General features: G+C 60.1%; 13 protein-coding genes. 2 read left to right on the top strand and 11 right to left on the bottom strand.

Annotated features, from left to right (window positions below; translation table 11 throughout):
* Both NUW23_11220 and NUW23_11215 read left to right on the top strand, forming a co-directional pair.
* The coding region (locus NUW23_11220) for a PD-(D/E)XK nuclease family protein (protein MCR4426734.1) at window positions 1-914 on the top strand (914 nt) is incomplete at its 5' end.
* Window positions 907-4,326 (top strand): UvrD-helicase domain-containing protein, encoded by a 3,420-nt coding sequence (locus tag NUW23_11215; GenBank protein MCR4426733.1) that lies wholly within the window; start codon window positions 907-909, stop codon window positions 4,324-4,326. The genes NUW23_11220 and NUW23_11215, both read left to right, overlap by 8 nt.
* A gap of 30 nt (window positions 4,327-4,356) precedes the next feature.
* Here NUW23_11215 and NUW23_11210 read toward each other — a convergent pair whose 3' ends face one another.
* From NUW23_11210 to NUW23_11160, 11 genes are all read right to left on the bottom strand, one after another.
* On the bottom strand, window positions 4,357-5,493 hold the full coding sequence (locus tag NUW23_11210; protein MCR4426732.1) for a DUF362 domain-containing protein: 1,137 nt from the start codon (window positions 5,491-5,493) through the stop codon (window positions 4,357-4,359).
* 189 nt (window positions 5,494-5,682) lie between these two features.
* Window positions 5,683-6,612: a ribokinase gene (gene rbsK / locus NUW23_11205; GenBank protein ID MCR4426731.1), complete on the bottom strand. Its 930-nt coding sequence runs from the start codon at window positions 6,610-6,612 to the stop codon at window positions 5,683-5,685.
* A gap of 55 nt (window positions 6,613-6,667) precedes the next feature.
* Entirely contained in the window at window positions 6,668-7,246 is a 579-nt protein-coding gene (locus NUW23_11200) for a carbohydrate ABC transporter permease (GenBank protein ID MCR4426730.1), read from the bottom strand.
* Between the two features lie 85 nt (window positions 7,247-7,331).
* Complete coding sequence (locus NUW23_11195; protein MCR4426729.1) at window positions 7,332-7,505, bottom strand: hypothetical protein; 174 nt, start codon at window positions 7,503-7,505, stop codon at window positions 7,332-7,334.
* A 2-nt stretch (window positions 7,506-7,507) separates the two neighbouring features.
* Complete coding sequence (locus NUW23_11190; protein MCR4426728.1) at window positions 7,508-8,029, bottom strand: sugar ABC transporter permease; 522 nt, start codon at window positions 8,027-8,029, stop codon at window positions 7,508-7,510.
* Complete coding sequence (locus NUW23_11185) at window positions 7,981-8,421, bottom strand: hypothetical protein (protein MCR4426727.1); 441 nt, start codon at window positions 8,419-8,421, stop codon at window positions 7,981-7,983. The genes NUW23_11190 and NUW23_11185 overlap by 49 nt, the downstream gene beginning before the upstream one ends.
* A gap of 204 nt (window positions 8,422-8,625) precedes the next feature.
* A complete protein-coding gene (locus tag NUW23_11180) occupies window positions 8,626-9,210 on the bottom strand; it encodes an extracellular solute-binding protein (GenBank protein ID MCR4426726.1) in 585 nt (194 codons plus the stop codon).
* A 225-nt stretch (window positions 9,211-9,435) separates the two neighbouring features.
* Window positions 9,436-9,891, bottom strand: a complete 456-nt coding sequence (locus tag NUW23_11175) for a TOBE domain-containing protein (protein MCR4426725.1) — start codon at window positions 9,889-9,891, stop codon at window positions 9,436-9,438.
* The gene (locus tag NUW23_11170) at window positions 9,876-10,487 is read right to left on the bottom strand and encodes an ABC transporter ATP-binding protein (GenBank protein ID MCR4426724.1); all 612 of its coding nucleotides are present in this window, start codon (window positions 10,485-10,487) and stop codon (window positions 9,876-9,878) included. The genes NUW23_11175 and NUW23_11170 overlap by 16 nt, the downstream gene beginning before the upstream one ends.
* 622 nt (window positions 10,488-11,109) lie before the next feature.
* The gene (locus NUW23_11165) at window positions 11,110-11,463 is read right to left on the bottom strand and encodes an ATP-binding cassette domain-containing protein (protein MCR4426723.1); all 354 of its coding nucleotides are present in this window, start codon (window positions 11,461-11,463) and stop codon (window positions 11,110-11,112) included.
* 95 nt (window positions 11,464-11,558) lie between these two features.
* Window positions 11,559-12,185: an ureidoglycolate lyase gene (locus NUW23_11160; GenBank protein MCR4426722.1), complete on the bottom strand. Its 627-nt coding sequence runs from the start codon at window positions 12,183-12,185 to the stop codon at window positions 11,559-11,561.
* Window positions 12,186-12,273 lie beyond the last annotated feature (88 nt).

The following is a 12,273-nucleotide window of genomic DNA, read 5'->3' as shown; positions in this document are numbered from 1 at the left end:
GCCAGTACGTTCTGGGGTTGCGCGCCGCAGAAGATCTTCCCGAGGAGGTCACCCCGCTTGACGTGGGGAGCGCGCGCCACGAGATTCTGGCCCGGTTCTTCCAGGCCTCGTCAGGCCAGGCTCTCGCGGATTCGGATATCGACGCCTGCCTAGTCAGGCTTCACGAGATCTCACGGGCCGTTCTTTCGAAGGTGGACATCAGCAGAACCGAGCTTCCCGAGGAAGCATGGGCGGTGGAGCAAGAGGCCATCGAGAATGAACTCCGCCTGGTCATTTCGGAGGAGGTCGAGCATTCCAGGGCGACGAAGGGCATGTGGGCCCCGGCCTACCTTGAGTGGGATTTCGGGACGGACGGGGTCCAGGCGCTTGAGATCAACCCCGACGGCCCGCTGGTGCGGGGGCGAATCGACCGGATCGACCGCGGACCCGGGGGCGTTCTCGCGGTGTACGACTACAAGTCCGCGTCCACCCCCGATCCGGGTGACATCGAGAGCCTGGCGGTTCTGCAGATACCCCTGTACATCCTTGCAGCCCAAGAGATCCTCTGTCGAGAGGGCGGCCAAGTCGTCGGCGGATGCTACTACAGTATCGCCAACCGCAAAGTGGAAAGCGGCGTTTGGCTGAAAGACTATGCCGCGAGTCTGAGGGCGGGCGCCAAGAGAAAGGGCAAATACACTTGTGAAGGTCTATGCGAGTTCCTTGAGAGCGTCAAGTCCGAAGCAGTCAGGATCACGCAGTCTGTCAGGTCCGGGCGGTTTCGAATAGCTCCCAGGAAGTGCAACCCACAGCGGTGCAGATTCGCAGGCGTATGTGGGTACGATCCAGCGGTCGCCGGGGCGAAGCAGGCCGGTGCAGAACCGCGGGGCGCCGGGGGGCCACGGTCGGTCCGACATGGAGGTGACGCCGTTGACTGATTACACGAAGGAACAGAGAGCGGCAGTAACCAGCCTCTCCGAAAGCCAGGTCGTTACCGCGGGGGCAGGATCAGGCAAAACTCGAGTGCTGGTCGGAAGGTATGTGGAGGCGCTTGCGACACGCGCCGCCGACATCGACGAAATCATCGCCATCACCTTCACGGAGAAGGCTGCGAGCGAAATGAAGAGTCGCGTCTGGCAGGAGATATCCGCTCGGGAGCGCGCCGCTGCGACGCCTGAGGACGCCCGGTACTGGCGTGGCCTCGGACGGAGGGTGCCGTCTGCCCGGATATGCACGATAGACTCGTTCTGTCTTCAGCTAGTGCGCGAACATCCGATTGAGGCCAGGGTGGATCCGCAGTTCGTGATCATGGATGAACTCGAGGCCAAGCGAATCCTGCGCGCCTCTGTTCGCGCCGCGCTTGTCCGCATGCTCAAAGAGGGGGATCCACACATCCGTAAGCTCGTTCTGGAGGTCGGATTCGCCCCGCTCGTAGGCGAGTTCGAGAGGTTCTACTCGAGCATGCGCCTGACCGGACAGGACTTCTCCGAGTTCGAGTCGGGCACCCTTGCGTCCCTTGGGGATTCGGAGCCTGACGACCGAGCGCTTATTCGGGCGGTCTTCCGCGCAAGCCGAGTAATAGACGACGAGTACTCCAGGGCAAGAGGAAACGGCGTGATGATGGATTTCGTCGCGGTGGAGCTCGCCGCAAGGGACCTGCTGCGGGATACGGAGGCAGGCGAGGAGTGTGGCAGGCAGTATCGATTCGTCATGGTGGACGAGTACCAGGACACGAACGCCTTGCAAGACCAGATAGTCTCCCTCGTCGTGGGCAAGCAGGTTGGGAACCGCAAGTTCATCGTGGGCGATCCAAAACAGTCGATCTACAGATTCCGCGGCGCCCGCGTGGAGGTCTTCGAGCAGGCTGTCAAGGGAGCTGAACGGGAGGGAATGCGCCCTCTTGAGCTCGCCGTGAACTTCCGCACCCAGAAGAGCCTGGTCGAAGTCGTGAATTTCCTGTTTGACCGAGTATTAGCGGAGCAAGGGTTCACCCAGGCGGAGCACCGGCGGACCGCGAGCGGAGCAGGGGACATCCCCAGGTTCGAACTGGCTTTGGTGATGCCCAGAGAGGCCGGAGGGGATCCGGGATCGGAGCCCGAACAGCCGGGCGAGAGGGAGAGCGCGGCCGAACTTGAGGCCCAGGTGGTCGCAGCGAGGATAGCCAGGATGGTCAGGGAAGGCGAGCTCCTTTGTTGCGAGAGGGCGGGGCAAGATGCCCCCGATGTCCCGCGTCCTGTGGGATACAAGGACATAGCGGTGCTCATGCGCGCGATGACTTCGGTAAAGATCTACGAAAGGGCGTTCGCGCAATTCGGCATTCCTTACTTCGTCGTGGGCGGGACTGGGTTCTACGGCAGGCCGGAAGTTGACTGGGTCCTCAATCTGCTGCGGGCGGCGGACGATCTCGCCGACGCCATATCCTTGGCGTCGTGCCTGAGGTCCCCCATGTTCGCCATGGACGATGGGCTCTTGCTCACCATGGTGCGGGTCGCAGGAGACCTCAACCAGGCGCTTTCAGGGCCGGGGCTCTCCCGCGCGGTGGATGCGGCGCCGGAGGAGGCCAGATGGAAGCTGGAGTTCGCTTCGGAGGTCATCGGCAGGCTCCGCGCGGCAGTGGGGCGGATGCCCGTAGGCCGTCTGGTCCGATCTGCAATCGAATGGACAGGAATCGAGCAGTATCTTGCCACCAGGCCTGACGGAGTCCAAGCCATTGGCAACCTGAGCAAGCTAGTGGGCATGGCGGAGGATCCCAACGCTGGGTTCACGAGCCTTCGGGAATTCATGGACGAGGTGTCTTATGCCCAAGACAGCGCCGCGAAAGAGGCGGAGGCGGCGGTCTTTGAGGAGTCCGGGGACACCGTCAGGATCATGACTGTTCACAAGGCAAAGGGCCTCGAGTTCCCAGTGGTGTTCGTGCCCGAAACTGGGCGGGGCGCTGTCAGGCGGCAAAAGAGAGCGATCTGGTTCGACCCCGACCTCGGAGTGGGAATCGACTGCGCGGCCGCTTCTCCCGGGGGGGCCGTGGCCGCCTCGGCCGCGGCGATATGTGAGGCCGTTCATAGAGGGGAGGAACAGGAGAGCCGCCGGTGCCTGTACGTGGCCTTGACCAGGGCGGCTGACTATCTGGTTGTGAGCGGAGTCCCGAAGCGACCATCCCGGGGCAGAACCCACATCGGGTCGAACGGGAAAGGAACCTGGCTAGATCACATATTGTCAGTCGTGGGCGACTTCATACCGCCTGACGTGGATGAGCGCGGGGCTGAGATCGAACTGCCGGACGGCGGTGGCCGGATCATCGTGTCCCGGCACAGTGCCGCGCCTCGCGACGTCGGCTCAAACGGTGGCGCCCTCCCCGGCGGCGGCGTTCTCTCAGGCTACGGTGTTCCACCGGGCGGCGCTGCTCTCCCCGGCTCGGGGGGCTCCACCGGAGACGGGGCAATTCTGCGTGGTGACGGGGTCTCTCTCAAGGAAATCGCCCCGCTGGCCGCTCCGGCGCAGGCAGCGGCGGCGCCCGGCGGGGGGCGGGTGTCGGTGTCCGCGCTCATGTGCTATGAGCATTGTGCCAGGCGGTACGTTTACGAGTACCGGTACCGCCTGCCCTACATAACCCCTCAGGACCTCAGCTGTGGGCTTGATGAGCATGCGGCCCCGGTTGATGCCCTATCCGCCGCACAGAGAGGCGGAATCGTGCATGCAGTCTGTGAGCGGATACGCGAGCCGGAGCAGGCGGACGAACTGCTTCGCGCTGAGATCGAGACACTGGGGTTGCCGCCCGAGTGCGCCTGCCAGCTCTGCTCGGACCTTGCGCCGATGGTCCGAGCGCACCTGGCGAGGTTCCCCATCACGCCATCCGCCGAGATCCGCCGAGAGGCGGAGTTTGCGCTGAGGCTCGACCCGTTTGTCGTGGTCGGGGTGGTCGACCGCCTGGTCCGCCGAGGGGCGGAAGCTGTCGTCGTGGACCTCAAGACCAATAGGATCGACGCGGCGCACGTCGCGGAAACAGCGGCAAGGTACAGAGTCCAACTGGACGCCTACGCGCTCGCAGCGTCTCGAAGCTTCGGCGTTGCCCGGGTCCGGACCGTACTTCATTTCCTTGCGCCTGACGAAGTGTTTGAGACCGTTTACTCAGAGGATGAACTAGCCCAAGCGCATGAGCGGCTGTCCACGCTCGCGCACGGGGCGGCCCGCGCGAACCTCGACAACTCTCCCGCCCAGAGGCGCGAAGAGTGTTCACTCTGCCCATACTCGCCCCTGTGCGGGTTCGGGCCGAACGTCGAGTCGGAGCCTCTGCGCGAGACAGATCCCGGGGATGAAGAGGACTGGTCGGATCTCCTTGGATTCCTTGACTGACGCGCCGGCCGCAAATGCCTGGTCCGCACCCTATCTCAGCAGCCGCGCCAGAGGAGGGGTGCTGAGGACGATGGCCTCGTGCTCGCACAGCTCCTGGCAGCAGTAGCATCTGATGCACTTATCCAGGTCTATGCGGGCCTTGCCCTCTGCGATCGTGATGGCCCCGGCTGGGCACGCTCTTGCGCACAACCTGCAACCGGCGCACGAGGGTCTGATAACCGATGGGCGCGTGGTCAGGGCGTTTCGCAGCGCCCGGCCTATCTTCCCAGACATGGCGCGTTGTCTGAGCGAGGGCCTCACGGACCGCGGGACATCGAACCCGCGCCACACGATCTCGGAGAGCTCCGGACCGTGTATTGTTATGTCCTCAAGCCGGTCGACGCCGTACCCAAAATCGGCCGCGATCGCCACCGGGGGAACATCCCGAGGATCGAGCGCAATCGCGGCGCAGGCCACGGCATCCACGGCGACCCCATCCGCTCCTGCCAGGAGTACTCCCATGGGCACGGGCTTGCCGTTCCTGGGCCCGTTGCCCTCCATTGCGAGGATGCCGTCGAGTATGGAAAGATCGGGCTTCACATGCCCGTAGATCTCCGCGAGGAACGATGAAAAGACGTCGCGGTCCTGGAACCTCAAGTGAAACTTGGCCTTTGCGGTTCCGACGACCACCCCGAACATGTTCTTGACGCATCCGGTGTATGATACAAGGCCATGCGTCTTGAGCTTTGGCAGGCTTATGATTACGTCCGCGTCCAGGACCGGAGCTGCAACCGGAATCCTCGGGATTACGCGCACAGGGCTGATCTCGATCTCGCGGGATGCACTGAAAGGTGCGTGCTCCACCCCTAGCTCCGCCATGACCTGCAGCAGGCCGGATTTCCTCGCCGCCGACTCAAAACTCTCATATGCGGGGCTTTCGCCCACTACGGGAGTGCCTCCCGAGCCCCATATCTCTTCGATTACCGCTCTCAGCACTGCCGGATGAGTGGTGACAGCGTTCTCCGGCGGCGCGCCGCCTATCAGGTTGGGTTTTATGAGGACTGTCTGCCCGGGGTGGACGAACGACTCCATGCCCCCAAGAGGCGCGAGGACGGAGTGGACCGCATCCCGAACGCGTTCTACATCGTAGCCTGAGCACCTGACGACCGATACCGACGCTGGACTCAACTGAAGACCCCCATGGACAAGTATGTGCCGGGCATCCGACACGCTCAATATAACTTGTAGCGGGGGTTGTTGCAAGCTCCTCGGCGGTAATCAGCGGCGGCGACGGGAGGGCGGGAGCCGCCCTCCCGCTCCTACCCAGATGACATGTATGCCTGTCGGCGAATTGGCTGATCGGCTGCAGCAGGCCTGCTATGAAGTCATGAACGCCTCTACCTCTTGTCCCATGGGCATAGCCACCGAGGTTCCCACCTTGGTCACAGAGAGTGCAGCCGCGGCATTGGCGAACCTGACTGAGTTCACCAGGGGAAGACCCTCAGCCAGGGCCACGGCACGGGCGCCACTGAAAGCATCTCCCGCGCCCGTAGTGTCGATAGCGTTGACCTTGAATGCGGGCACATGATCTGTAGACTCGGGGGTCACCGCAAGCGCACCATCCGAGCCCAGGGTCATGACTACGGTCCTACATCCGCGTCCCAGGAGAGCCCTCGCTGCTTGCTCGGCGCTGCCTACGTCGTTTACCGGCATGCCGGTTATGGCTGTGGCCTGGGTCTCATTGGGTGTGAGCGCTCCAACCTTTTCGGGCAACTCATCAGGAAGAGCACGACCTGGCGCGGGGTTAAGTATGACCTTCACTCCATTGGCATGAGCGATATCCACACCATGCTGCACGGTCTCCAGAGGTATCTCCAACTGCAGTAGGACATAGTCGGATCCAAGGATGTCTTGTTTGGCTTCATCCACATCGTCGGGCCCGAGCTCGCTATTGGAGCCCGGGGCTACAACGATCATGTTTTCGGCCTTAACCTCATCCACGATAATGAGGGCGGCCCGGGTGTGCGCTGTGTTGACGCGCTTAACCCAGTCCGTGCATATACCTGCGTTGACTGGGCTCTGACATGCCAGGTCTCCGAAGGCATCGGTTCCAAGGGACGCCGCCATGCACACTTGGGCGCCTAGCCTTGCTGCTGCCATTGCCTGGTTGGAGCCCTTGCCTCCGGGACCCATCTTGAACCGCCCACCCATGACCGTCTCTCCGGCCACGGGAAGCCTGGGAGTTCTTGACATTAGATCCGTCATGAAGCTGCCTACAACTGTTATTCTGGATCTTTGGTTCACCATAGGCCACCTCTTATACGATCATGATATGGCTTTACATACTACTGTAGGAGACGGCTCATCCCCTCATGGCGCCCAGAGTCGGACCCCGGACCAAATACCTTTGGAGGAGCAGTGCCAGTACAACTACAGGCAGGGAGGTCAGTACGGCCAGGGCGGAGGTTTCTCCCCACATTATCTCATGTCCTCCTACCATGCCTGAGATCACCACAGGTAGAGTAACCACCCGGGACCTGGTAAGCACCAGGGCGAGCAGGAATTCATTCCACAAGAAGATGAAACAGAACAACCCTGTGACTATTAGGGCAGGTACTGCCAGGGGCAAGGCTATCCTGCGGAACACCTGGAAACGGTTGAACCCGTCGACCAGGGCGGCCCCTTCGATATCCCATGGGATCTGCTCAAGGAAGCCCTTGATGAGCCAGACCGCGAAGGGCAGGTTGAACAGGAAGTATGTCAGTATCAAGGCGGCATAGGAGTCTATGAGCCTGGCAAATCTCATGATCACGAATATGGGGAGCACCTCGTCCACAGGCGGCGCCATGCGTATGGACAGTATCCAGAAGGAGAGATTCTCGTCCCCGGTCTTGTACCTGGCTATGCTGTACGCGGCGAGCGATCCCAAGGCTATAGACAACAAGGCTCCGCTGCCGGCGACTATGAGGCTGTCTTTGATGCCCTTTGCCCCTCCGCGGCCAAGAGCCCTTGAGAAATTGTTCCAGTCAAGCTTGCTCGGGACGAAAACCGGGGGAAGCGTAGAACTCGCCTCTTTGCTTCGGCGAGCCCACGAACATCCAGTAGACGGGGAATAGGTTCACAAGCAGCAGAACGCCCAAGGCAAAGTAGACCGCGATTGTCCTCCGGGGTTTCTCGCGCCTGGTCTCCACAACATCCATGCCTAAGCCCTCCAAGTCTTCATGAACTTAACAAGCCGCATGGATATGACGGTGACGATTACTAGCTGTATGACGGCCAGGGCAGTGGCATAGCCCATGCTGAAATAGCGGAAGCCGTTTATACATGTATAGAGGGACAGGGATTCGGACGCGGACCCGGGACCTCCTCCTGTGAGCAGGAATACCAGGTCAGAGATTTTGAACACGTCCATGACCCTGAACAGCGCCGCTATTATGATCGCGGGCTTGAGCAGCGGCAAGGTTACTTTCCAGAAAACCTGAGATGGCAGGGCGCCGTCCACATTGGCCGCCTCATACACCCTGGGCGATATAGACTGCAGGCCGGCTAGAAGCAGCACAGTCACAAACGGAGTCCACTGCCACACCTCGGCAATGAGTATGGACAGAAGGGCCGTGCGCGTATCGGCAAGCCAGGCGAAGCCATTCCCGAGGCCCAGGATTCGGATGATGTAGTTCAGAGGCCCGAAGGACTCGTGATATATGATGCGCCACTGGAAACCCACGACCACCGGGCTATGGTGATGGGTATCAGGAACACCGAGGTGACCAGTCGCTTCAGGCGGAAATCACGGTTGAGAAGCAGTGCCGTGCTCAGCCCCAGTAAGAGCTGTAGGCCGACTCCCGCGATCAGCAATATGGAGGTGTTGAGAACTGCGTTCCAGAACCTGCTGTCGGTGAACATCCTCGCGTAGTTTTCAAACCAGATGAACTGCGGCGAGGCTGCGGATACGAGCTCCCATGATGTGAAGCTCGTTATCAAGATGAAGAGCAACGGGCCAATGGCCAGAAGCAGCAGTATACCAACCACCGGCGCGACAAACAGCACGGGGAGTCGCCTGTCTAGCCACAGGCCGAAGTCTTTGGGCCTAACTGCGGGAAAGACGGGGTCACTCATTGCCGTGCCTCTCCTTTCAAGGGACGGATGCCACCGAGCCTCCAAGGGGTTCCGATGGGGGCCGCTCGGATGAGCGGCCCCCTGGCGTGACCTTACTTCCAGATTCCAAGCTCCCTCCAGGTCTCAATGGCCTGCTGGTAGATTTCTTTCTGCTTGGCTGCACCGAGGCGACGGGTTATCTGCTCCCACTCCCTGGCTGCGGCGTCAAGAGCTGCCTTGGATGTCATCTGTCCGCTCAGGGCGCGGTTGAAGTACACTCCGCCAAGGCTTCCGAAACGCCGCGACCTGGGTAGGGTGTGAAAACAGGTCTTTGCGGTAATAGAGGTTGAGTACATCGCCGTCATAGGGCAAGGGATAGAGCTTGCCGCCGTACTTGATGTTCAGCTCGCGCACGCCGGTTGACACGTCGTCGAGCTTCGGGCCGTACTTGGCGGCGAAATCGTCGAGGGGTCTGAGATATCCCAGGCCTGCGAACTCGCCCAGGTACGCGGGGTAGAATATGACCAGGTCGTAGGCTCCTGTCTCTGCCACGAACTCGGTTTTGAGCTTCTCATACACATTGGTGAACGGCACGCCCGCCACATCGCTTATGACTATGCCGTACTCTTCGCGGATCTTGTCCTTGTACCATTCCAGCGGATTAAGGTTATGGCCGGCATCGCCGAACACTACGATCCTGACACCTTCGAAAGGCTTTCTAGCTTGCCCAGAGACGGAAGCGCCAGTGACTGTCAAGAGCGAGACAAGCGCTACGGCTATGAGCGCAATCCTGCTGGTCCTGCGTAGCATTGCATTCACCCTCCAGTCAATCTGATTCCACCATGGGCATCCTGACCTGGCACTTCCAGACCGCGCCACACAGATTGAGTTTTGAGGCCCAGGGCTCACCTCCCGTCTTGGACTTGTACCTGGGGGCAAGTCAGACCCTGTTGAACAGGACGCGGTCTCATGCAATCGGTATATCGAACCCTAGCAGAGCACGTTTAGACCGGAATCCTTATCGAACAACTGCAGTCAGTCAGCGGGGAAATCCAGGAACACCTTATCCCCTATGTGAGCTCTTCTCTCGGAGGATGTCTCGGCACGGATCAAGAGACCGTTAACTTGCACGCCGACTATCGCGGAGTCGCCAAGGTCCTCGAACAAGCTCACCGTTCCCGGCACGGCATTGGCGGACGGCGACGATGTGTGAAGCTGAAGGTGAATGGGTCGGATCCCCAGCACGACCGGTTTGCCCATGACACTCGCTGCAACCTCGCAGATACGAGGGTCGGTGACCTTGAGCGATAGTCCCGAGCCCCCGAGGACGATACCGCCGTCAGCCTTGGCCACTTTGATGTCCAATAGGTTCATGGGAGGCTCGCCCACTAAGTCGGCGAAGAAGAGGTTTCGAGGCCGGTTGAACCATTTGTATGGCGTCCCCACCTGTTGGAGTCCACCCAAGTTGATCGCGGCTATGCGGTCCGCCATGGCCATGGCCTCGATCTGGTCATGGGTGATGAACAGGATGGAGGCTTCCTGAGACTATGAAAGCGCTTGAGCTCGCTTCTGAGCTGACTTCTCTGTTTGACATCGAGATGCGATAAGGGCTCATCCATCAGATAGACCTGTGCCGGTCGCATCATGGCCCGGGCAAAGGAAACGCGCTGCTGCTGGCCTCCGCTGAGATTGTAGGGCAGCTTATCCAACACGTCCTCAATATCAAGGGTCTTCGAGATCTCCCGCACACGACGACCAACTTCCTGAGCTTTCGTCCGCCTCACCTTGAGGGGGAAGGCGATGTTGTCATAAGCGGTCAGATGGTGGTACAGGGCATAGGCCTCGAAGGCCATGGCTATGTCCCTGTCCCTGGGCTCAAGGTCATTGACGACCTGCCCATTGATCTGCACTATCCCTTGGGACACCTTCTCAAGACCGGCGATCATTCTGAGCGTGGAGCTCTTCCCGCACCCGGATGGGCCGAGAAGTTCCAGGAACTCGCCTTCTTCGCATTTTAGGTTGAGGTGTTTGACCGCCTCCACCTGGCCGTACTTCTTCCAAACGTCCTTGAGCAGCACAGTACCCATCGGCAGCTCTCCCTTGAAGTGAGAATGATCATGTCCGTCCCGGGGCCAGTGTTCACACCAGGCGTTGACCTGAGGAGGCGTGGAAAACCCGTATCTTGTCGGGGTTCATCCTGACGCATACTGGGTCGCCGATCTGGGCACTGAAGCCGGCAGATACGCGTATTCTCACACGGTTGGACCCTAGCTTGATTGTGAGAATGGAGAGACCGCCCAAAGGTTCGAGTACATATACCTCGGCCTGCAGGTCTTCGTCGCCTGTGAGCCATGAGCCCACAGGCGAATGCCGAGCTTGACATGGGCGGGCGGGGGCGTGAGACCTTTGACCTTGCTTGCATGGGGAGGAACCGGCACCGATACGCTGTCGAAGCTGAAGCACAGACGGCCCTTGTCCTCAACCACCATGCAATCTATCAGGTTCATCGGAGGTTCTCCGATTAGGTCAGCCACGCATTCATTGGCCGGCTCATCATGAACCTTGTCAGTAGTGCCTATTTGCTGTATTACCCCTTTGTTCAGTACTACTACCCGGTCAGCGAGGGCTAGGGCTTCGCGGAAATCATGGGTGACGCATATTGTAGATGCGTTGAGCTGTGAGTGAATTCGTTAGAGCTCTCCGCGCATCTCATGTCTGAGCGTCGAGATGGCTCAGGGGTTCATCCACAAGGTAGACACTGGCTTTCTTGGCCAAGGCCCGGCCGAACGACACTCTCTGCTGCCGACCTCCGCTGAGGTAAGCCGGTCTTCTCTCCAGCAAATCTTCGATTTTGAGCATCCGGGCTACTTCCCGAACGCGCTTATCAATGTCGCTTGCGGCTATGCCGGCAGCGTGAAGTGGAGAGGCGATGTTCTGATAGGCGGACATATGAGGATAGAGCGCGTAGTCCTCGAACACCATTGCCACGTCTCTCTGCCTGGGCTCAAGATTATTGACTACGGTATTGCCCACAAGCACTCGGCCGGAAGGTGATCTTCTCAAGCCCCGCTATCATTTTCAGAGTGGAGGTTTTCCGGCGCCTGAGGGACCCAAGAGCACCACGAATTCGCCGTCCTCGCAGTTGAACGATACGTTTTTCACGGCTTCGTTGTTGCCGTATCGTTTACACACATTCTCGAGTACGACCTCAGCCATTGCATCCAACTCCAATCTGGGCCAGTTTCCGGAATCGTGCTATGACACAGCACCACCTTGAACGTGATGCCCATGTTCACTGCGGTGTCCTTCAGGTCGATGTCGTGTTCCACTGTGCCGTCTCTGAGCGCCAGCACGAAGTTGATGTTTTCAGCCGAGGGGAAGGGAGCCCAATGCCACACGCCGGCCGAGAGGTTGACCGCCACCGATCCGTCCAGGATGAAGGCCACTACCTCATCGGGGTCGGGCATGTCTGGGTTCTTGTGAGGGTCGGATGCGGGAGCCAGGGCGAACACACACGCTTTGCCTTCGAGAGGGATGAAGGTTTCATCGCTCTTTACGTGACGCTCCACGGTAGTGAACTCGAAAGGCCGGAACCTGGTGGTGAGGAAGCCTAGTTCAGGATTCCCGCCGCCGACGTCGAGCTTGACGCCCTTGTCCCAGTAGTCGAGCACTCCGGGCGCCGATACTGAAGGGGCAGACTTCGGAAGCTCGATCAGCGTCCCGAACTTCGCGAAGTTCTCCTGCGTGGGACGGATGGCCTTGACAGTCACCTCTCTGAGCTGCACCTTGCACTCCTCCCCAGAATAGTAGTGGTCATCGCCTTACACGACTTGCGGATTGTAAGCTTCGTGGGAAGCACAACCTTGCGCATTG

The sequence above is a fragment of the Bacillota bacterium genome (genome assembly GCA_024655925.1).
Classification (GTDB): Bacteria; Bacillota; DTU025; order DTU025; family JANLFS01; genus JANLFS01.
This window is presented reverse-complemented; position numbering and strand designations above follow the sequence as displayed.